Below are 20,949 nucleotides of genomic sequence, written 5' to 3'. Positions count from 1 at the left end.
GATGGGGAAGACTGCCGCGGCCCGCCTGGCCCTCAGAAATTGAGGCGGGGGCGGGCCACCTTCCCAAAACGCTACGCCTGGGCCGGATCGGCAGCGGTGGCGTGCGACAGGGCTTGCCAGGTCGCCATGTCCGCCTGGAGGCTCTTGATTTTCGCTTCGGCCAGGCCGTAAGCGTCAGCGCCCAGCAGCAGGTGCATAGGTGGATTAGGCTCGGTGGCAACCTGAATCAGGGCCGCGGCGCCTTTCGCGGGGTCTCCGAGCTGGGAGTTGGTTTCCCGCACGTGGTCGTGGTAGGCCTCATTGTTGCGCACTACTTGGTAGGCGGGTAGTTTATCAGCGGCCAGCTTCAGGGAGCCAGACTGCAGGAAGTTGGTGCGGAAATAGCCGGGTGCCACGACCGTCACCTTCACCCCGAACGGGGCAACCTCGGCGGCCAGGGCTTCGGAAAGGCCTTCGACGGCAAACTTGGTGGCGCAGTACACGCCCCAGCCGGGGAAACCGCCCTGAATGCCGGCAATGGAGGAAAAGTTGATAATGTGTCCGCTTTGCTGCTTTCGCAGCTGCGGCATGGCCCGGCGAATGACGTTGAGCGTTCCAAACACGTTGACATCGAAGTTTTCGCGTGCCTCGGCGTCAGTTACTTCTTCCAAGCCACCCAGCTGACCGTAGCCGGCATTGTTGACGACCACGTCCAGGCGGCCGTACTGCTGTACGGTGGCCGCAATGGCTTCGCCCACGCGGGCTTCGTCGGTCAGCTCCACGGCCAGCGGTAGCAAGTTGGGGGAGTCGGAACCGACGGCGGCGCGCAGCCCAGTGGCGTCGCGGGAAGTGGCCGCTACCTGGTGGCCTTGCGCCAGTAGTTGTTTTACCAGTTCGAGCCCGAAGCCTTTGGAGGCTCCAGTGATAAACCAGACTTGTGGAGTGTGTGCTTGCGTGTCCATGCGGGGGTGATGTGTGGAATGAGGGTTTGCGCGCTAATTCGAATGACTCGATTAACGAGAGCAAAGGTCGGGTACCCACCCAGGCAGGAGCTTATGAGATTCAAGCCGATACTTATGAAATTCAAACCCGCCGAAAAGCCGAGGGAACGAGGCCAGTGTGCTTCTTGAAGAAGTAGTTGAAGTTGGCCGGCTCGTCGAAGCCCAGGCTGTAGCCGACTTCGGCAATATTCCAGTCGGTGTGGCGCAGCAGGGCCCGGGCTTCGCCGGCCACGCGCTCGGCGATGTGGTCGGTGGTCGTTTTGCCGGTCGTATCGCGCACGCAGCGATTGAGGTGGTTGACGTGCACGGCCAGGTGCCGGGCAAAGTCGCTGGCTGAGCGCAGGGCAAAGCGGCGGGAAGGCGATTCGATGGGAAATTGCCGCTCCAACAGCTCCAGAAACACGGACGTCAGTCGTGATTTGGCATCGGGGTGCTGGTAGCGCGCCTCGGAGGGCCGCAGTTTGAGAGCGTAATGAATCAACTCCGACGTGTAGTTGCGCAGTAGCTCATATTTGAGCGGATAGTCGGAGTCAAGCTCCGTCAGCATCTTTGCATACAGCGCACTTACGGCTTCGTCCTGCGCTGCCGAGAGAGGATAGCTGGGAGTACTACTGGGCTGAAAAAGTGGCAATTCGGTGAGCGTCGGGTTGCCCCAGCCGCGAAAGAACTCTTCGCGGAAAATGCAGAAAAAGCCGGTGGTGTCATCCGAAAGCGGCTGCCAGGTATAGGGTACCTGGGGGTTGAAAAACAACAGTGTCGGCCCGGCTATTTCCAGACTTTTGTCGGCATAGTGGTAGGCATTGCGGCCGCGGATAAGGGTGATTTTGTAAAAATCGCGGCGACTGTACTGTACCGGTTCCGCACTGGGGGCCAGCACATCTTCCAGCCGGAACACGTTTACCTGTCCCTTCTCCGGGGAGTGCGACGCGGGTAGCTCCTTAAAATGGTGGTGATAAAATTCGGGGAGGCTTTCGGGCTTGGACATGCTACGAAGTTACCGAATTCAAGCCAGCCACTCCGCGCTGCTACCGACAGTGGCAGCTAGCTACGGTAGCGCCGACATTCACCACCCTTACGGCCAGGCAGCAACTTGCCCTGATGGTGAGCCAGTGCAGGGCTTTGCAAGCAGGGATATAGCTGCAAATCACCGGCAATACAATGCCCCACACAAAAGACGCATTTCTATACCGTGAACTATACAATAGCATAGCCTTATCGTAACATCAAGGTAATGAGGGAGCAGTAGTTTTGCGGCTGAAATAACTCCGTAAAATTATGCTTAACAGCTACTTAGCTCGAGCCAGCCAGCTCTGTGCGACGGCTATTCCCGTGCTTTTGCTGAGCGGCCCGGCCGTGGCCCAATCGCAGTCGGTTTCGGGCACGGTAACCGATGACAAGGGCACTACCCTGCCGGGAGCTACCGTGTTGGTACGGGGTACCTCCACTGGCACTTCCACCGATGCCCAAGGGGCGTACACTATCAGTGTGCCTTCCAATGCGGTGCTGGTCGTGACGTACCTGGGCTTTGTAACCCGGGAAGTGCCGGTAGAAGGCAAAACCCAGTTGAATCTGACGCTGACGCCCGACGCCAAGCAGCTGAACGAAGTCGTCGTGACGGCCCTGGGCATCAAGCGGGAGCAGAAAGCCCTGGGCTACGCCACCCAAACGATTGGCGGCGACGCCTTGCTGGAAGCCCGGCCCAACAACTTCTCCCAGGCCCTGTCGGGAAAAGTAGCGGGGCTGAACTTGATTTCGTCGGGCTCTGGTCCGGTGAACTCCACGCGTATCTCCTTGCGGGGCGACAACTCACTGAATCCCAACGGAAACAACGCCCTGATTGTGCTCGACGGCGTGCCCATGAACAGCGGCCTGACCAGCTCAGGAGTGGGCAGCGCCTACGGTGCCGGGGCCGGCAACGACGTGCCCGTGGACTTTGGCAACGGTATTGCCGACATCAACCCCGACGATATTGCCAGCATTACTGTGCTCAAAGGGGCCAGCGCCACCGCCTTGTATGGCAGCCGCGCTGCCAACGGGGCCCTGATTATTACCACCAAAACCGGCTCCCGCCAGAAAAAAGGGCTGGGCGTGACGGTAAACAGCAACTACAGCGTCAACACCGTGTTGCAGTGGCCCGAGTATCAGTACGAGTACGGGCAGGGCACGGGCCGCTCCTTCAACGCGGCTGGGGAAATGTACTACTCCTATGGAGCCTCTGCCGACGGGGCCAGCACGGGCGGCACCAGCAGCGCCTTCGGGCCCAAATTCAACGGGCAGCAATACTATCAGTACGACCCTCTCACGCAGGCCCAGTCTGCCGAGCGGCTGCCCTGGGTGCCCTACGAAGACAACATCAAAGGCTTTTTCCGAACGGGCTCCACGCTGACCAACAGCGTCGCGCTGGAAGGCGGCAACGAAACCAGCTCGGCCCGGGCCTCGGTTACGCACTCCAAAAACGAGTGGATTATGCCCAACACGGGCTACGAGCGCCTCACGGCAGCTTTGAGCGTGAACCACAGCCTCACGCCCAAGCTCAAGCTGGCCGGCAAGGTGAACTTCACCAACCGCACCGCCGACAACCTACCCGCGACCGGCTACAACAACCAGTCGCTGTCGTACTTCATGATTTTTCAGAACCCCAACGTGCCGCTCGACGCGTACCGGACGATCTGGAAATACGGCCTCGACCAGGTGGACCAGGTCCACCCATTTAGCTCCTTTATCGACAACCCCTACCTGATTGCCTACGAAATGACCAACTCGGCCGTGACACGCACCACGGTCGGCAACATTTCGGGCACCTACGATTTCACCAAGGACTTAAGCCTGCTGGTGCGCTCGGGCATTGCCATGACCCAGGAGCAGCGTGAGATGCGCCGGCCCTACAGCACGGCCAACTTCCAGAAGGGCTACTTCAAGCAGCAGGACATCAGCAACTACGAAATCAACACGGACTTCCTGCTGACCTACCACAAGGAATTCCAGGACCGGTTCGACCTGCGCGCCTCGGTGGGCGGCAACGCCATGCGGCGGCGCAACCGCAGCTCCGAGGCCTCCGTGCGCGACTTGGTCATTCCGGGCGTCTACAAGCTGGCCAACGGAGCCAACACCGCCTTGCTGGGTACCACCGTGTACGAGAAGGACATCAACAGCAACTACGCCCTGCTCACGGCGTCCTACGACGACAAGATCTTCATCGACCTGACCGGGCGCAACGACTGGTCGAGCTCCCTGCCGGTGGAAAACCTGCCCTTCTCCTACCCTTCCGTCAGCACCAGCTTTATTCTCAACGAGCTGCTGCCCCTGCCGGCTTCTATTTCGCTGGCCAAGCTGCGGCTCTCGGCGGCCAAAGTGGGCAACGACACCGACCCCTACGGCAACAACAAGTACTATGGCCGCAGCGACTTTCCGGGCGCGGGCTCGGTGGCTACCACGCTCTACAACAAAAACCTGAAGCCCGAGCAAACCGTCAGCTACGAGGCCGGGCTGGAGTATCTGATGTTCCAGGGCCGCATTGGGGCCGACCTGACGGTGTACCAGAACACGACCCGCAACCAGATTCTGGAAGTGCCCATCGACCCCACCACCGGCTATACCAGGGCCCTGCTCAACGCGGGAGCCGTACGCAACCGGGGCGTGGAAGTGGTGCTCAACACGCGCCCCATCGACAACAACGCTTTTAAGTGGAAAAACACCCTTACCTGGTCCCGCAACCGCAATAAGGTGCTGAGCCTGGCCGGCGGCCTGGAAGACCAGCAGGTGATTGGCGCGGGCGGCACGGCCACGCTGCTGGCCACCGTGGGCGGCACCACCGGCGACATCTACGGCTACGGCTTCGACTACTCGCCCGAGGGTAAAATCATCTATAACAAGGACGGGCTGCCGGTGCAGCCGGCCAACATCAAGTACATCGGGCGGGCCTACGCCGATTGGAAAGGCGGCTTTTTAAACGAGTTTTCCTACAAGAACTTCCGGGTGAGCGTGCTCTTAGACGGGCAGTACGGCGGCATCGTCTACTCCCAGACCCACCACAAGATGAGCGAGCAGGGCAAGCTTAAATCGACGCTGCCGGGCCGGGAGGAAGGCTTCATCATCGGCGACGGGGTAGTGGCCAACGGGGACGGCACCTACTCGCCCAACACGACCAAGGTGATTCCGGCCGCTTATTACGCCGAGTTCTACCGCCGCGCCAACATCGAGAGCAATTCGTTTGACGCCTCATACCTGAAGCTGCGCGAAGCCCGCATGGAGTTCAGCCTGCCCGCCGGCCTGCTGGCCCGCACCAAGGCCCTGACCGGTGCCACCATCGGCCTGTACGGCCGCGACCTGGCCATGTGGACCAAGTTTCCCATGTTCGACCCCGAAACGGCGGCCCTCAACGGCGGCACCATCCTGCCTGGCGTCGAAATCGGCCAGCTGCCCTCCACCCGCACGATGGGCGTGAACCTTACCCTGCAATTCTAGCGCTACCCGCCGCTTACTTTCCGCCGTCTTCCCATGAAAAAATACCTGCTCCTGTTGCTGGCCCTGAGCGGCAGCGTGGTTTCCTGCACCGATGGGTTTGAGGAGTTGAACACCGACCCGACCCGCATCGAGAAAATCAGCCCCGGCACCCTGCTCAACCCCATTGTGTACGAGGTAGCTTCCTTCAACGCCTTGCGGGCCGATGCCTTCACCTTCGATATTATGCAGGTGGCCCTCCCCTTTCCCAGTGTTTCGGGCGGGGTGCACCGCTACGTGGTAAGCGAAAGCGCCGGCAACACCACCTGGACCACCTACTACCGCTGGCTGGCCAACATCCGGGAGATGCGCGCCGCCGCCCAGGCCGCCCAGGCTCCCAACTACGAAGCCATTGCCCTGACCCTGAACGCCTGGGTCTACGCCAACCTGACCGACTGCTTCGGGGATGTGCCCATGACTGAGGCCAGCCGGGCCGAAGAAGGACTGCTCTACCCGGCCTTCGACTCCCAGCAGCAGATCTACACCCAGATTCTTAACGACCTGGAGACGGCCAATTCCCTGTTTGACGCCGCCAAGCCGATGACCTACGGCACCGATATTCTCTTCGAGAACAAAGACGCCAGTTGGCGGCGCTTCTGCAACTCGCTGCGCATGCGCCTGTTGCTGCGCCTCTCCAAGCGCCCGGAAATGAATACGGCGTCCCGGCTGGCAGCCATGATCAACGACCCGGTGAAGTACCCGGTATTCACGCAAAACAGCGAGTCGGCTATCCTGAAAATCACTGGAGTTACGCCCAATATCTCCCCTGGGGCCGGGCCATCGACTTCACCACGAGCCGGGCGGCCGCCGAGTTCTTCATCGACAACCTTAACACGTGGAACGACCCGCGCCTGGCTAAGTTCACCACCCAGGCCAAGACCAAGGACGGGCGCAGCAACATCGGCTACAAAGGCATTCCGAGCGCCTACGGCGGCAGCGACGCGCAGTTCCAGTTCCAGCCATCCAACTTCAACATAGCCCTGGTTCAGGCTACGGTGGCCGCTCCCATGCCCGCCGTGCTGATGAGCTACGCCGAAGTCGAGTTCATCAAGGCCGAGGCCGCCCAGCGCGGCTACACCACGGCCGATGCACGCACCCACTATGAGCGGGGCGTGAAGGCTGCCATGGAGCAATGGGGCGTGACGATGCCTGCCACCTACTTCCAGAACCCCGCGGCCGCCTATAATGGCACGCTGGAGCGCATCATGCTGCAAAAGTACTACGCGCTGTTTTTCAACGACTACCAGCAGTGGTTTGAGTACCGCCGTACGGGCCTGCCGAAACTGCCCGTGGCCAGGACCTGCAAAACAACGGCGTGATGCCCACTCGCTTTAAGTACCCCTTAATCGTGCAAACCAACAACGGCAACAACTACCGCGCTGCCGTGCAGGCCATGGGCGCCGATGACGTGAACACCAAGGTGTGGTGGGAAAAATAAGTACTGGGGTACCCGGCCGCTGGACTTTCGGCCCTCAAGCCGCCGGGCACCCGATTTTCAATAAGCGTATTTTAAGTTTCCTTGATAGGCATGTCTCAGCAAAGAAGAACGTTCCTTAAATCCGTTGGCCTGGCCGGTCTGGGCCTGACGCTCGACGTAAACCTGGGACTGGCCCGGCCGAAAGCGGCAACGCTCTCGGGAGCCAGCGAGCAAACGGCCGTGGTCACGCTCAGCGGCAAAGTGCAGGCGGGCGGGCAGGGCGTGGCCGGCGTGGCCGTTACCGATGGCCTCAGCGTTGTGCTGACCGATGCCAAGGGCAACTACGAGCTGGACAGCAACGGGACCACCGAATTTGTGTACATCTCGGTGCCTAGCGGCTATGCCTTTGAGCACGAGCAGGGCGTGGCAAACTTCTACCGCCGAAAAGAGCCGGTACGGGGCCGCTTTAAAGCCGATTTCGAGCTGCACAAGCTCGCCCAGGACGACACGAACCACAACTTTCTGGTCTGGGCCGATCCGCAGATGATATCCAAGGCCGACGCCGCCGAATTCAAGGCCACGGCCGTGCCGGACACGCAAAAGCTCATTGCTAGCTACGGGGCCAAGGCGCTGTTTCACGGCATCGGTTGCGGTGACCTGGTCTGGGACCATTTTGAGTTGTTCGAAGACTACAAGCAGGGCGTGGCCAGCACCGGTATTCCGTTCTTCCAGGTTATCGGCAACCACGACATGGACCTGACGGCCCGCACCGACGAGCATTCGTCGGACACGTTCAAGAAGCTGTTCGGGCCCACGTACTACTCCTTCAACCGGGGACAAATTCACTACGTGGTGCTCGATGACGTGTTCTTCATCGGCCCGCCGAAGAAATACATCGGCTACCTGACCGAGCGGCAGCTGGCGTGGCTGGAGCAGGATCTGGCCCAGGTGAAAGCGGGTAGCACCGTGGTGGTGAGCCTGCACATTCCGCCCTACACCCGGCAGCACCTGCGCAACAAGGAAAAGGACGAGCCCATGGGCGGCGTGGTAGCCAACCGCCAAGAGCTCTACCGCCTGCTCAAGCCTTATAAGGCGCATATTATGTCGGGTCATACCCACTTCAACGAGGTGCTGCAAACGGCCGACAATGTGACCGAGCACGTGCACGGCACCGTGTGCGGGGCGTGGTGGACCGGCCCCATCTGCACCGACGGTACCCCCGGCGGCTACGGGGTGTATGAGGTGCACGGCGCCGAGCTGAAATGGTATTACAAGTCCATTGGGCAGGAGCGCAGTCACCAGTTTCGGATCTACCCCAAAGGCAGCTTGCCCGAGCGCCCGGAAGCCCTGGTGGTCAACGTCTGGAACTGGGACCCGCAGTGGAAAGTGGAGTGGTTCGAAGACGGCGTGCGCAAAGGCAGCATGAGCCAGCATACTGGCCTCGACCCGCTCTCGGTGCGGCTGCATGCCGGCTCGGCCCTGCCGGCCAAGCATAAGTGGGTCGACCCGACCCTGACCGACCACCTGTTTGTGGCCAATGTCTCGGCCCAGGCCAAGCAGATCCGGGTGGAAGTCACCGACCGGTTTGGGCAGGTCTATACCGATACGCTGACAGCTTAAGGTCCTTAGTAGCCTCTGGTTCGTCTGCGGATAGCCGGGGCAAAGCTTGTTTATTTACTCCGTAGCTTGAGGTTGCTGCCTTGGGCTACGGAGTTCTGCTACTTACTTATTCCGATGACGCTGAGGTGTGTGCTTTTCCTGCTGGGGCTACTTACTACGCTTCCGGCCCTGGCTCAAACCCCGTCCTTTGACCGGCAGGGGCACCGGGGCTGCCGGGGGCTGATGCCCGAAAACACCATTCCGGCCATGCGCAAGGCCTTGGATCTGGGGGTAACGACGCTGGAAATGGACGTGCTGGTAAGTCAGGACAAGCAGGTGCTGCTCTCGCACGACCCATATATGAATGCCGCCTTTGTGCTGACTCCCCAGGGGCAGCCCTTGCGGAAAGACGAGGAGCAGCAGCACCGTCTGTATGGGCTGCCCTACGCCGAAATCCGGCGCTACGACGTCGGTAGCTTGGGTAATCCAAAGTTTCCCCGGCAGCAAAAGCTGCGCACGTATAAGCCCTTGCTGGCTGAAGTCATTGATTCGGTGGAAGCCTACGCGCGGAGCAGGCACTTGCCCCTGCCCCGCTATAATATCGAAACCAAATCGACGCCGGCGGGCGACGACGTGCTACACCCCGCGCCGGCTGAGTTCGTGCAGCTGCTTCTGTCCATCCTGGTGCAGAAAGGCATTCAGCAGCGGGTTATCATTCAGTCCTTCGACCCGCGCACGCTCGAGCTAGTGCACCGTCGCTACCCGTCTATAGCGACGGCCATGTTAGTGGACAACAAACTAGGCTGGGAAAAGAACTTGCAGCGCCTGAGCTTCCGCCCGACCATTTACAGCCCCGCTTACGCGTTGGTGACGGCCGAGCTGGTAGCTGCCTGCCACCAGCAACACGTACAAGTTATTCCCTGGACGGTTAACTCAGCTACAGCCATCGAGCAGCTGATTCGGCTGCAGGTAGATGGTATTATTACGGACTATCCGGATTTGTTTACTGGCTTTTAAGCTGGTCTGCGGGGCGCATTTTATTACCGAATATTCCTGTTCGCTCACAAGAGCGGGTTTTACACGCTCTGCACTCAGCCCAAATACGCGTACCCGGAGAGCAGGAAGCGAATCCCCTCGCCTCTTACTCTCCGGGTACGCGTTAACACTGACTTCTGCTAGACCACGAATCAGAAGTTTGTTTTCACAATCAGGCTGTTGCGGGACGACTCGGCAAAATCCATCGGGATGATGCCGAAGCGGCCTTTGCCTTGGGCCGTGAAGAAGGTCGTCAGGCGCGGATTGATATTGTTGGAAACCGTCGTGATGCTGGGAATACCAAACAAGCCGGGCTTGTAGCCGCTGGCGTAGTTGAGGTACAGGCGGTTGGTCGTGCTGGCCTTGGTTTCGGTGAGCAGCGTGCTCATGGCCGTCCACTTTGCGTTGTTATCCGACACTTTATACTGGTCCTGCACTTTGAGCTGAGCGGCGGGCGTAGTGATGTCAAACGAAGTGTTATCGGCCCAGTTGGTGGCGTCGATGCCCTTGGGAGTTGTGGCGGCGTAGCGGCGCAGCAGCACGATCTTGCCACGCACCTGCCCTAGCGTCGGCACCGATTCGCCCACGTACCACGTATCGGGGTTTTCCTGCAGGAAGGCATTGAGTGTCTGCTCAAAGGTGCGGGAGTTGTTGCTGGGCGTGTGCTCTTCCTTGATGGACATGATGATGCACTCCGTCGGATTCGTGCGCAAAAACTCCAGACAGGCCGCCCGCACGTCCGCGAAGTTCAGGTTCTGGTACACGGCCCCGTGGTGAATGGTAAAGGAGTTATCAATGTGGCGGCAGCGCACGTCCAGGAAGCGCACCCCGGCATTGAGTTGCTCGCCGATGGTCAGTGTCTGGCACTTGGCCGTACCGGCAATGGACTCGAAGCGGGCGCCGGAGTCGTGGGTGCCGGGAATGCTGAGTTGAGCCAGCGACAGGGAAGCATCCACCGAGCCCATCCAGTTAGCTAGCGTGTAGGCGGCCACGGCATCCTGCGACTGAGTTGCGGCAGCACCGGCGGGGCTTACCGTTTCTTGCTGGTCGCAGGAAGTGAATAGTAAGCTGGCCGCCAGAGCGAAAAGATTAACCGTTGATTTCATACGCGGTTAGAAAGAGGGTTTGGGTTGTGAGAGATGAGCCCAAAACTCTTCCTTTTTGGCCTGCCAGCAGTTAAGCAATGGTTAATTATTTATTACATAATTTACTGTTAATCAATTTATTGACTTTTAATTAGCTTTGGTCATAGCCCGCTTGATGCGGTGGTAGATTTCCGTATTCTCATACAGGCCGGTGAACAGCTCGCTGCCATTGCCATAGGCAAACACGGGCACCACCACGGCCGAGTGGTGCGTCGTGGTGAAGCGGCCCGTGAGCTTGCCGGTCTGGCTGCTTCCTCCCGTCACACTGTAGCCGCCGGTTTCGTGGTCGGCCGTGACGATTACCAGAGTCTCCCCGTTCTGGGCCGCAAAGCGGAAGGCCTTGCCCACCTGCTGATCGAAATCCAGGACCTCCTGCACATTGTAGGAAGTATCGTTGAAGTGGCCGGCATCGTCAATCTGCGAGCCTTCTACCATCAGAAAAAAGCCCTTCTCGTTTTTACCCAGCAGCTCCAGGGCTTTGTCGAAACCCAGCTCCATGTAGGCTGCCGTTCGGGCGGGCATCCGGGCCGGGCCATTGTCGGCCAGCAGGGCCACGGCCCGGGGCTGGTCAGGGCGCGGGCCTGCTGGGGGGTAGTGGCTACCTGGTAGCCTTTGGCCCGCCACTGGGCTAGCAAATCTACCTGATCCTTACGCTGGGTAAAGAACTTCAGCCCACCCCCGTACATGAAGTCAATAGGTGCATCCAGAAACTTGCGAGCAATAACCTCCAGGTCCTGGCGGTTGGGGTGGTTCACGGCAAAGCAGGCGGGTGTGGCATCGGGCAGCTCACAGGCTACCACCAGGCCCGTGGATTTGCCCTGGGCGCGCGCGTCCCACATAATGGAGCGAAACGAATGCCCCAGGGAGTCCATGCCGATGGCGCCGTTGTAGGTTTTGTGCCCGGTGGCCATGGCCGTGGCGCTGGCCGCCGAGTCGGTAATCTTGCCGTACTGGTTGGCCGTGATGGAAAGGCCCGTGACCTGGGCCTGCTGCAGATACAGCTGCCCCGGTTGGCTATCAGCCCACCCGTGACCTGGGCCGGCCCCATTCCGTCCCCAATCAGCAGAATAATGTTTTTCAGGGGCTTGCGCGGCCCGGCGTATGGTGCAAGCACCGGCACCTCGTACGTCTTGCCCGGCCCGTACTCGCGCTTTTCGAGGGGAATTTCCGGCGCGGCCGCGGCATCGGGCTGCTGCTTGAGGGCCTCGATTACAACGCTGCGCGAGGGGGCAGTGGCCTGGTGGGGACGGGCGCAGGATACCAGGCTTAAGCCTCCGAGCAGCAACCAGGCAAACGAACAGGAGGAGAGCATACTTAGGGCCGGGAAGGAGGGTTGACGGTTAGCACGCGGTAGGCCCGGGCCTGGAGGCCATAGGGGTCGGTGGCGCGCACTTCAATTTTGTGGGTGCCCACCGGTAGGCTGTCGGGCAGGCGGGCGCGCCACAGGTGGGGACTGGGTTCGGCCTGCCCCGCCAAGGCGGAGGCTTTGGCCGTGGGGTAAATCCGGCGCTGCTGGAGCTGGTAAATTCGGGCTACGTACGGGTCAGGAACCGCTACGGGGTAAGCGGGCTGCCAGGCCCCGTCGCTGAGGCGAAACTCGACGCGGGTTTTGCTCGAGCCGGCAAACACGTTGATCAGGGCCACATTTCGGGTCGAGTCGGCGGGCAAATTCTGGGCCGGGTCCCACTCCGAGTCTTCCGGGGTCCAGACGCTCAGCTGGAAGGTGGCCGGGTACTGGGAGGCCTTGTAGGCCAGCAGATAGTCACCCTGCTCGCCCACCTGCAGCTTCCAGTAGCCCTTGGGCGCGCCGCAGTTCATCAGGGCCGAGGGGATGCCGAAGATGTCGTGCTCCCCCTGCCACCAACTCCCGCAGGTAGCGCCGACCACCACTTCCTGCCAGGTTGCCCCATGCGCCTGGGCGTGGAACTCCCGCCGGTTGCGGTGCTCGTGGGCCGAAATAAAGGCCACGTTCGGGTGCTGGGCCAGCACGCCCAGCAGGTCGGCTTTATTTACTACTTCGGCCAGGGGAATGTGCATGGCCAGCACGTGCAGCTGCTGGGGTCGGAGTGTTGCAGGTAGTTGGTCAGGAAGGTTAGCTGCTCGCTCGATACCCGGCCTTCGTACTTCTTCTGCCCCAGGCAGGCCACATCATTGAGCACGATGAAGTGGGTGCGCCCGTATTGCAGGGCATAATATGAAGGGCCGAAGTAGCGCTGGTAAGTAGAGTCGGCGTAGGCAGCCTCCCGGACTTCGTAGTTCTGGTCGTGGTTGCCGAACACGGCGTACACCGGCTTGCCCAGGGCTGCCAGGCTGGCCTTGGTTTTGGGGTATACGCCCAGCTCATCAAAGGTGATGTCGCCCAGGGTGAGGGCAAAGGCGTAAGGGTCGTCGTAGAGCTCCTCGGTTACCAGATGGTTGAAGTGGTAGAGGTCGTCCTGGCTGCCGGCCTGAATGTCGCCGAGCAGCACCACCTGGTGGGCGTTTTTCTCCACAGCCAGGCGGAGTGCAAAATCCGCCGTTTGGCGGCTAGCCGTAGTCGGCTGATAATACCAGCCTTCGGGCCGGACGGGGGCATAGCCGCGGGGCTTCACTACAAAAACCAGCCGGCCGGGCCGGGTGCTCAGGCGGTATCTGCCCTGGGTGTCAGTCGGCACTATCTCAACGCCATTGGACACCAGCACGCCGGCTACCCCGGCTTCGGCGGCCTCGCGCCGGCCGTTGCCATTCTGGTCGACGAAGACGGTGCCAGCCACGGTGCGCGGCGTGAAATGCTGGCTTTGCGCGGGAGCCTGAGCAGCCAGCAGCCCAAACAGCCATGGCCAGGCGTAGCGCACGAAGCTATTTCCCATCAATTACTTGCTTCAGCTCGCCCAGCTCATCGGCCCCGACCAGCAGCCCTGGATACAGCAACAGTTCCTGCCAGACGGCCCGCCGCTGGGCCGCGGTGGCGGCTGGCAGGTTCCAGAACCGCACTTTCTGCCCATACTTGACCGCCTGCGCGCTCAGCTTCTGTAGGCGGGCCGACTCCGCGGCCGGCATCTTGCCGGTTCCATCCCAGCGAAAACTCTGCCGCCAGTCCCCATTGACAGCAGGAATGGTGGTGGCCAATTGCGGCTGCAAGTCGGAGAGCAGCCCATCCAGAAATACCAGCCGGTCGGCATCAGCCAGCACCTCGGGCCGGGTGTAACTGCCGGTCAGGATAACGCGCACCCCGCCAGGCCGGGCCTGCCGGGGCGTGACGAGCAAGTCGCGGTACCGGCTGAGCACGCGCCGCAGCTGGGCGTAGGTAGCCGGGCCGGCCGTTTTGAAATCCACGAACAGCCACAGCTCCGCGGGCCGGGTGTAGAGTTGGCCGCCATTGCGCAACTGCTGTTGCAGCGGGTCCAGGTAGAGGCTTTGCAGGGTACGGGTCGGGTTTAGGGCGGTTCGCTCGTGTCCCACTTGCAGGGTTGAATCAATCAGAAAAATGTCGGCCTCCACGCTTTTAAAGCCCAGTTGCAGGGCATCCACCAGCGGATGAGGGCGCCAGTAGTCGTTGTGGGAGTGTCCTTGTTCCAGGGGGGAGCCGGTTGGAAGCGGGGCGTTTGGGCCTGGGCAGTAGTAGCCAGCAGCAGAACTACGGCCGCGTAGCGAAGCGAATTGCGCATGAAAAACAGTAAGGCCCCCCTTCCCTCCGACCAACGAGTCGTACGGGAAAAGGCGGGCGCGGGAAATTACCAGCCCTGGTTTTGGGCGATTTTCGAATTGTTCAGGTCGATGGGCGGGATGGGCCACACGTGGTGCACGGCGGGGTTGAAGGTGCGGGCCGGCCATACTTCTACCACCTTGTAAGTCGAGGCCGGGTTGGCCTTGTCGGCATACTCGCGCCCGCGCTGGGGTTTGGCGTAGGCGGCCTGGGCATCGCCCCAGCGCACGAGGTCGGCGTGGCGGTCGGCAAACTCGCCGGCCAGCTCCGAGCGCCGCTCCCGCTTCAGGTCGGCCAGGGTAGCGCCCGTCAGCAGCGGCAAACCGGCCCGGCGGCGCACGGCGTTCAGGGCCTGGTCGCCGCTCTTGCCCTGCATGATCTGAGCCTCCGCCTGCAGCAGCAGCACCTCGGCGTAGCGCATCAGCGGCACATTCAGGTCGGTGGTGGGCTTGTCGCCGTTGGCGTTCAGGTGCTCGGTGGCCGGGTAGGTGTAGGGCTCCATGTACTTGCTGAACTGAAAGCCGGTCAGCGAGTTGGTGGAGGAGTATTTCTGCTTCTGCCCCAGGTAGGTGAACTCGTCGCCGAAGGAAAGGATGGTGGCTTCCCGGCGCGGGTCACCAGCTTCGAACGACTCGTACAGGTCCAGCGTAGGCTGGAAGTAGCCCCAGCCGTTGTACTTGCCCCAGCCCTTGTTTTCCAGCAGCACGCCGGGCAGAATGCTCCCGTCCTGCTTGCCCGACACCACCGACCAGATGTACTCCTTCGACCAGTTGTTTTGAATCGTAAACACCGAGTGGAAGTCCTCCTTGGGCTTGCCGGTGTTGAGCAGGGCCCGCCCCGAACCGGATTGCGTCACGGCCTCGGCGGCCTGCTCGGCCAGAACCCACTTGCTTTTGTCGTACTGGGCCCAGAACACGTAGGTTTTAGCCAAATATGCTAGGGCCGCATCCTTGTGGGCATGCCCCAGGTCGGCGCCCGAGTAGGCCGTAACCAGGGGAAGCAGCTCGGCGGCCTTTTTCAGGTCCTGCTCCATGAGCTCGTAGTTGGCCACTACGCTTGCGGGGCGGGGAAACGTGTTTTGGTCCATGTTTTCCACGGTTACCAGGGGCACACCGGCGCGCTGGTCGCCGTAGCGGGTGGCAATGTGGAAGTAGGAGAAGGCCCGCATAAAGTAGGCCTCGCCCAGCACCCGGTTTTTGAGCTTCTCGTCGATGCTCATGGCCGGCACGTTCTTCAGCACCTCGTTGGCCCGGCGGATAACCCGGTACGAGTAGCCGTACATCTTGTTGGTGTCGCCCTCGTCGCCGGTGGCCGTGAAGTTGCGCACGTTGGCCGCCGTGGCCCGTACCCGCCCCGTCACCATGTCGTCGGAGGCGTTGATCAGCCAGAAGAAGCCCCGCCCGAACATGTCGTCGTTGTTCATGTAGCCGTACAGGGCATTGGCAGCGGCCAGGGCATCGGCGTCGGTTTTCCAGAAGTTGGCGTAGGTGATGGTGCCCTGGGGCGTGAGGTCGGTGAAGTCGTCCTGGCAGCTGGTGGCAGCGCCCAAAAGCAGGGCCGTGAAAAGAAGCGCGGGGTATTTCATAAGAAAAGAGGGTCCGTCAGTTACTTAAATGCCCAGGTTCAGGCCGACCGTGAAGGTGCGGGCCACCGGGTAGGTACCCAAATCCAGGCCTACGCCCCGATTTCGGGGTCCATGCCCGAGTACTTGGTGAAGGTGACCAGGTTCTCCACCGTGCCGTAGAGGCGCAGGCTGGCGCCGGTCCGCACGCGGCTGCTCCAGGCTGCGGGCAGGGTGTAGCCCACGGTCAAATTTTTCAGGCGCAGGTAGGAGCCGTTCTCCAGGTACCAGTCGGAGGGCAGGCTGAAGTTCTTGTTGGCGTCGTTGAGCGAAAGGCGCGGGATGCTGGCGTCGGGGTTCTGGGGCGTCCAGGCGTCGAGCACGTGGCGGTCGAGGTTGTAGCCCTGCAGGCCGGCGTTGTAAGTAGCGAACTTGTAGCCGTTAAAGAGCTTGACCCCGCTCACCCCTTGCCAGAATACACTCAGGTCAAAGCCTTTCCACTGCCCGCCGAGGGTAAGCCCGTAGGTTTGCTTAGGCATAGCGTTGCCCATGAAAACACGGTCCTTGTCGTCGATGCGGCCGTCATTGTTGGAGTCCCGGAACTTCAGGTCGCCGGGTTTGGCGCTGGGCTGAATCAGCTTGCCCTCGCCGTTGGTGTAGGCGCTAACCTCCTGCTCGGAGCGAAACAGGCCGTCGGTTGGCACGAGGTAGTAGGCGTACAAGGGCTGGCCGACGGCCGAGCGGAAGGGGTACATCTGGGTGCGCACGTTGTCGGTGTGCTGGATAAAGTCGCTGCCGTAGCCGTTGAGGTCTTCCACGCGGTTTTTCAGCGTGGCCACGTTGCCATTCACCTGGAACGCTACGGGGCCGGCCTGGCCGGCGTAGCCCACGCTCAGCTCGAAGCCCTTGTTGAGTACGGTGCCCACGTTGGCCGTGGGACCTTCGGCTACCCCGCTGCTCGGATTCGGCGCGATAGGCAGAATCAGCCCGCGGGTAAACTTCTGGAAGTAGTCGGCCGTCAGCGTCAGGCGGTTATCCAGCAGGCCCACGTCCAAACCGGCATCATAGGTTTCGGACCGTTCCCACTGCAGGTCGGGGTTCGACTGCTTGTTGACGAAATAGCCGTTGCTGTAGCCCGGGGTGCTGCCCAGGTAGGCCTGGCTGGTCACCAGCGGCACGTTGTAGGCGTAGTAGTTCACCGACTGGATGTTGCCGATTTGTCCCCAGGAGGCCCGCAGCTTCAGCGTCTGCACGGCGGGTAGTCGGAAGAAGGGCTCGGAGGAGATTTTCCAGGCCCCCGACACAGCCGGGAAGTAGTCGGAATTATATTTCAGCAGGCGCGAGGACTGGTCGCGGCGCAAACTACCGGTCAGAAAGTACCGGTCGTCGAAGCTGTAGGTCAGGCGGCCAATGGCAGAGGTCAGGGCTTCCTCATACACGTCGCTGGTGGGCCGCTCCACCACTTCCTTGGCGTTGCCGATATACTGATACCAGCGGTCTTCGCGGTCGAAGTTCTGGCCCTTGAGCCAGTAGTATTCGTAGTTGGTGCGCTGGGCCGAGTACACGGCTGTCAAATCGAAAAGGTGCTTGCCCAGGGCTTTCTGGTAGCTAGCCTGATTGTCCCAGATCCACTTGTCGCGCCGCGACTCGCTCTGGGTCAGGTAGTTCATCGTGTTGCTGCGGCCGGGCTCGGGTATGCGCGGGTCAAAGCGCTTATTGGACTCCCGCAGCACATCCAGGCTGAAGCTGCTGCGCAGCTTCAGGTCGGTGAGTGGGCGGTACTCCACGTACCCGATGCCGTTTAGGTTGAATACGGGGTTGTTGATCGTGGGCCGCTCCAGCAAGGCCACCGGGTTATATACGTCGCCGTAGGCCCCGGCGTACTTGAACTCGGGCGCGGGCGCCAGCGGGGTTACGCCGCCGTAGGAGCCGTCGGCGTAGCGGGCCGCGGCGGCAGCGGGCATGAAGATGGCGTTGAGGATGCTGCCGGAGTAGGCGTTGCTGGTGTTCGTGCCCCGGGCTTTGGTCTGGTTCACGTACACGTTCTGCCCAATGCTCACCTTGTCGCCCAGGCCGTAGTCCGACTTCAGGCGCAGAGAGTAGCGCTTGAGGTTGGTACTGATGAGCAGCCCTTCCCGATCATGGTAGCCAAAGGAGGTCAGGAACCGGCCCCGGTCGTTGCCCCGCTCACGGTGGCATTCAGGTTGTATATGCTGCCCGTACGGAATATCTCGTTTATCCAGTTGGTACGCGTTACCTGGCCCCAGGGGTTTTGCACCGGGTCATGGGCAGCCGGACGGCCCACGCCGGCGTTGTCGGCGGCTTGGTTGTAAGCGGCGGCCTGCTCGGCTGCGTTCAAAGCCTGGGGCGTGCGGTAGGCGGTTTGCCAGCCATGGTAGGTGTCGATGGTTACGCGGGGAGCCCCATTCTTGCCGCTTTTCGTGGTCACCACGATGACACCCGAGGAAGCCTGAGCCCCGTAGATGGCGGCTGAGGCGGCATCCTTGAGCACCGTAATGCTGGCAATGTCGTTGGGGTTGAGCGGTCCGCCATAATAAGGCATGCCGTCGACCACGTACAGGGGGGCTTCGCTGTTGAGCGTGCCGGCCCCGCGGATAATGACCCGGGCCGAAGCCGATGGGTCGCCCCCGTTCTGCACCACCGTTACCCCGGCCAGATTACCCTGCAGCATATCCTGCACGGTGGTTAGGGGCCGATTGGCAATTTTCTCGGGTTGGGCAGGGAGGCCACCGCCGTCGTAATATTTTCGCGCTTAGCGGTACCGTAGCCAATGACGACCACTTCCTCCAGGCCAGTAGCCGACTCCAGGAGCGTTAGCTCAAAGCTGGTCTGATCGGCTACTCGCAGTTCCTGCGTCTGGTAGCCAATAAAAGATATTACCAGCACTGCCTGCGCCGGGTCGGCCAGGGTCAGTTGGAAGCGGCCTTCGTTATCCGTGGCCGTGCCGGTAGAAGTGCCTTTTACCAGCACAGTTACTCCCGGCAGGGGTTGGCCATTCTTGTCGGCTACGCGGCCGCTTATAACCTGCTCGGCGGCGCCGGCTAGCTGGGCTACCCCGTTGGGGTCAAAGCTTCGGCTGGTTGGGCCAGGGCCTCCGCGCTCAGCGCGGATAAGGTTACGGCCAGTACTGCTGCGTGGGTGTAATGAGTTTTCAATACGGGGGCAGGCATAGAGAGTAGAGTGAGCAGAAAAAGGCAACTTCCCAACCGGATTCTAGCGGCATGGCAAGGCCCAGACCAGGCCTTGGGCAGGACAGATTAGTGCGGAATACAGGAAGACAGTGGGTGGGAATAGCGTACTCTTCTCAGAAAATCCGTAGGCGTATCAGGGCCTTATGACCCAGGCAAAAGGGCTGCTGATGGTTTCCGAGAAAAAGTACTTTGGCGCAGCACAAAGGAATACACTACGTGTTGAGCCAGTGTTTTCTATAAATTATGTAATTATTACACGATGCGCTTCAGCCCCTGCACCGCGTATGCAGCTGTTGCTCTAGCCGCAGACCTCCTGCTTGTAGTAGCGGAATGTGCCATGCCCCTACTCTGTAGGTGTGGGGGCCAACAAGGCCGCGTTAGCCGCCATTACCAGCCATAAGGAAGGAGTAAACGCAACAACCCTGGCGTTGCAGCACCAGGGTTGGGTAGCGGAACGCCCAGCGGCTCACCTTCCGCAGGCTTTCGTTCCGCAAGCAAAGGTCTGCTGTTAGTATGTTCAGTAGTTGACCCGGCTGTTATGCTTTGGTGCAGGACTCCTAGGACGGTTTGAATTGGCTTGCTCTCGATCGTAAATGAGTTTGTTAATGCTTCAAATCCTCGAGCCCGATATAAGCGACGTAGGCCTCCAGGTTCTGTGGACTCGTAAAGGCGCGGGTGCTCAGTTTCTTCTGGTCGAAGTCACAGTACACCTCGGCGAAGAAGGCACCCATATGGTAGAGGTAGATCCGGTCTTGCTCGACCCAGCGTGCTGCTAAGTAGGTGCCCTCTGCCCAAAGGGCCTGCAGCTGTTCGTCGATGGATAGGGTGCTGAAGACGCACTCGTAAAGAGGCATAAGGCAAGGAATATGCAGGGAAACTGATAAAACCGCAGCCCACCGAAGGAGGCCACTGAAAAAAACTGCCAGAGCAGATCCAGGACTATATAAGGAGCCTGGATGATGCGAAAATGAGCATAGAGATAGTGGTATGTCTCTATGCCGTCAGTTGCCTTATCCAGTGGCTGGCTCATGTAGCAAGAACCAGCAACGGTCTACATGGCTAGCCAACTTGCAACAGAGCACCTGATTCTCTTACTGAACCGTGCGTACTCGTAGTGGCAACGCAGTTCCCCCTGCGGTATACGTTCTCTGGCCTTAGCTGCCCGTACGCCCAGTTGCACCACATCGGCTCCTGGCAACAGCCCGACCCCGAAGGCGAGCTGATCGATGCCATTTCGGTGCTTTCCTTAGCTAGTATGAATGACGTGGAGGACTTCCTCGTCAGCGAGAACTACCGAACTATCGCAGCCGACGAAGCCGCGTCCATCGACATCGGCCGCTCCGAATACTAGACTGGTCTCAATTACGGCGTGATTAACCGCTTGCTGCCCGAGCTCGCGACGGTGTATTAGGACGGCTGCTCTGGTTTTAGAAGCGAGTCAATCCCCTTCATCTTAAGTTTTTATTCTGCTTAGCCTGTGGGCGGGGCACGTTCGGTACCTGCGCCCCTCCTACCAAGCCCCGGAGCAACAGCAGGCCGCGCTGGCCTTGCCTGCAGAAGCCACGGCCGCCACTGCAGTTGCTACAGAAGCCACCGGCCCCCAGCCGTGGCCTACGGAGCTGGCCCAACAGATGCAGGCCGTACGGGATGCCGTACAGCAAGCCGGCCAACCGCTAACAGCGATTCAATTAGCTACCCGCTTCAAACGAGTGAAAGCCGACAGATTGGAACCTCTTCTGGCAACCCTGGCTGCTCTATCTTTAGTGCGCAAGACGCCGGAAGGCGCTTATGCTTCATAACTTCTTCAATTCCATT

At 60.6% G+C, this 20,949-nt stretch carries 20 protein-coding genes and 1 pseudogene; 7 read left to right on the top strand and 14 right to left on the bottom strand.

Going from position 1 to position 20,949, the window contains the following annotated elements; translation table 11 throughout:
- Positions 1 to 71 precede the first annotated feature (71 nt).
- Positions 72 to 941 carry an SDR family NAD(P)-dependent oxidoreductase gene (locus MUN79_RS15585; RefSeq protein ID WP_244673604.1) on the bottom strand — a complete coding sequence of 290 codons (870 nt, stop codon included), beginning with the start codon at positions 939 to 941 and terminating at the stop codon, positions 72 to 74.
- 121 nt (positions 942 to 1,062) lie between these two features.
- Positions 1,063 to 1,965, bottom strand: coding sequence for a helix-turn-helix domain-containing protein (locus MUN79_RS15580; protein ID WP_244673603.1), 903 nt, complete (start codon positions 1,963 to 1,965; stop codon positions 1,063 to 1,065).
- A 290-nt stretch (positions 1,966 to 2,255) separates the two neighbouring features.
- On the opposite strand from MUN79_RS15580, the gene MUN79_RS15575 reads away from it, so the two are divergent.
- The 5 genes and pseudogenes from MUN79_RS15575 (at position 2,256) to MUN79_RS15555 (ending at position 9,513) form a co-directional block, all read left to right on the top strand.
- Complete coding sequence (locus MUN79_RS15575) at positions 2,256 to 5,444, top strand: SusC/RagA family TonB-linked outer membrane protein (protein WP_244673602.1); 3,189 nt, start codon at positions 2,256 to 2,258, stop codon at positions 5,442 to 5,444.
- Between the two features lie 33 nt (positions 5,445 to 5,477).
- Positions 5,478 to 6,799 (top strand): annotated as a pseudogene (locus MUN79_RS15570) (SusD/RagB family nutrient-binding outer membrane lipoprotein).
- Entirely contained in the window at positions 6,799 to 6,918 is a 120-nt protein-coding gene (locus MUN79_RS15565; protein WP_244673601.1) for a SusD/RagB family nutrient-binding outer membrane lipoprotein, read from the top strand. Before MUN79_RS15570 ends, MUN79_RS15565 begins: the two are co-directional and overlap by 1 nt.
- Before the next feature lie 90 nt (positions 6,919 to 7,008).
- On the top strand, positions 7,009 to 8,517 hold the full coding sequence (locus tag MUN79_RS15560; RefSeq protein WP_244673600.1) for a calcineurin-like phosphoesterase C-terminal domain-containing protein: 1,509 nt from the start codon (positions 7,009 to 7,011) through the stop codon (positions 8,515 to 8,517).
- A gap of 114 nt (positions 8,518 to 8,631) precedes the next feature.
- The gene (locus MUN79_RS15555; protein WP_244673599.1) at positions 8,632 to 9,513 is read left to right on the top strand and encodes a glycerophosphodiester phosphodiesterase family protein; all 882 of its coding nucleotides are present in this window, start codon (positions 8,632 to 8,634) and stop codon (positions 9,511 to 9,513) included.
- 170 nt (positions 9,514 to 9,683) lie between these two features.
- Here the strand turns inward: MUN79_RS15555 and MUN79_RS15550 are convergent, their stop codons facing one another.
- The 12 genes from MUN79_RS15550 to MUN79_RS15495 all read right to left on the bottom strand — a co-directional run bounded on the left by MUN79_RS15550 (position 9,684) and on the right by MUN79_RS15495 (position 19,988).
- On the bottom strand, positions 9,684 to 10,637 hold the full coding sequence (locus MUN79_RS15550; RefSeq protein WP_244673598.1) for a phosphatidylinositol-specific phospholipase C: 954 nt from the start codon (positions 10,635 to 10,637) through the stop codon (positions 9,684 to 9,686).
- Between the two features lie 126 nt (positions 10,638 to 10,763).
- Positions 10,764 to 11,174 carry an alkaline phosphatase gene (locus tag MUN79_RS30115; RefSeq protein ID WP_262922871.1) on the bottom strand — a complete coding sequence of 137 codons (411 nt, stop codon included), beginning with the start codon at positions 11,172 to 11,174 and terminating at the stop codon, positions 10,764 to 10,766.
- On the bottom strand, positions 11,111 to 11,671 hold the full coding sequence (locus tag MUN79_RS15540) for an alkaline phosphatase (protein WP_262923065.1): 561 nt from the start codon (positions 11,669 to 11,671) through the stop codon (positions 11,111 to 11,113). Before MUN79_RS15540 ends, MUN79_RS30115 begins: the two co-directional genes overlap by 64 nt.
- 319 nt (positions 11,672 to 11,990) lie before the next feature.
- Complete coding sequence (locus MUN79_RS15535; protein ID WP_244673597.1) at positions 11,991 to 12,713, bottom strand: calcineurin-like phosphoesterase C-terminal domain-containing protein; 723 nt, start codon at positions 12,711 to 12,713, stop codon at positions 11,991 to 11,993.
- A complete protein-coding gene (locus MUN79_RS15530; RefSeq protein WP_244673596.1) occupies positions 12,689 to 13,525 on the bottom strand; it encodes a metallophosphoesterase N-terminal domain-containing protein in 837 nt (278 codons plus the stop codon). The genes MUN79_RS15535 and MUN79_RS15530 overlap by 25 nt, the downstream gene beginning before the upstream one ends.
- Positions 13,515 to 14,186 carry a PI-PLC domain-containing protein gene (locus MUN79_RS15525; protein ID WP_244673595.1) on the bottom strand — a complete coding sequence of 224 codons (672 nt, stop codon included), beginning with the start codon at positions 14,184 to 14,186 and terminating at the stop codon, positions 13,515 to 13,517. Before MUN79_RS15525 ends, MUN79_RS15530 begins: the two co-directional genes overlap by 11 nt.
- Positions 14,135 to 14,323 (bottom strand): hypothetical protein, encoded by a 189-nt coding sequence (locus tag MUN79_RS15520; RefSeq protein WP_244673594.1) that lies wholly within the window; start codon positions 14,321 to 14,323, stop codon positions 14,135 to 14,137. Before MUN79_RS15520 ends, MUN79_RS15525 begins: the two co-directional genes overlap by 52 nt.
- A gap of 66 nt (positions 14,324 to 14,389) precedes the next feature.
- Positions 14,390 to 15,946: a RagB/SusD family nutrient uptake outer membrane protein gene (locus tag MUN79_RS15515; protein ID WP_244673593.1), complete on the bottom strand. Its 1,557-nt coding sequence runs from the start codon at positions 15,944 to 15,946 to the stop codon at positions 14,390 to 14,392.
- A gap of 89 nt (positions 15,947 to 16,035) precedes the next feature.
- A complete protein-coding gene (locus tag MUN79_RS15510; protein WP_244678343.1) occupies positions 16,036 to 18,051 on the bottom strand; it encodes a SusC/RagA family TonB-linked outer membrane protein in 2,016 nt (671 codons plus the stop codon).
- Positions 18,052 to 18,080: 29 nt separating this feature from the next.
- Positions 18,081 to 18,614: a TonB-dependent receptor plug domain-containing protein gene (locus MUN79_RS15505; RefSeq protein WP_244673592.1), complete on the bottom strand. Its 534-nt coding sequence runs from the start codon at positions 18,612 to 18,614 to the stop codon at positions 18,081 to 18,083.
- A 14-nt stretch (positions 18,615 to 18,628) separates the two neighbouring features.
- Positions 18,629 to 19,141, bottom strand: a complete 513-nt coding sequence (locus tag MUN79_RS15500; RefSeq protein ID WP_244673591.1) for a carboxypeptidase-like regulatory domain-containing protein — start codon at positions 19,139 to 19,141, stop codon at positions 18,629 to 18,631.
- A 595-nt stretch (positions 19,142 to 19,736) separates the two neighbouring features.
- Positions 19,737 to 19,988, bottom strand: coding sequence for a hypothetical protein (locus tag MUN79_RS15495; RefSeq protein WP_244673590.1), 252 nt, complete (start codon positions 19,986 to 19,988; stop codon positions 19,737 to 19,739).
- 260 nt (positions 19,989 to 20,248) lie between these two features.
- On the opposite strand from MUN79_RS15495, the gene MUN79_RS15490 reads away from it, so the two are divergent.
- Both MUN79_RS15490 and MUN79_RS32370 read left to right on the top strand, forming a co-directional pair.
- The gene (locus MUN79_RS15490) at positions 20,249 to 20,485 is read left to right on the top strand and encodes a hypothetical protein (RefSeq protein WP_244673589.1); all 237 of its coding nucleotides are present in this window, start codon (positions 20,249 to 20,251) and stop codon (positions 20,483 to 20,485) included.
- A 280-nt stretch (positions 20,486 to 20,765) separates the two neighbouring features.
- Positions 20,766 to 20,933 carry a methyltransferase family protein gene (locus MUN79_RS32370; protein ID WP_511177043.1) on the top strand — a complete coding sequence of 56 codons (168 nt, stop codon included), beginning with the start codon at positions 20,766 to 20,768 and terminating at the stop codon, positions 20,931 to 20,933.
- Positions 20,934 to 20,949 lie beyond the last annotated feature (16 nt).

The sequence above is a fragment of the Hymenobacter cellulosilyticus genome (assembly GCF_022919215.1).
Classification (GTDB): Bacteria; Bacteroidota; Bacteroidia; order Cytophagales; family Hymenobacteraceae; genus Hymenobacter; species Hymenobacter cellulosilyticus.
Note: the sequence above shows the minus strand (reverse complement) of the source record. Positions and strands in the feature narration are given on the sequence as shown.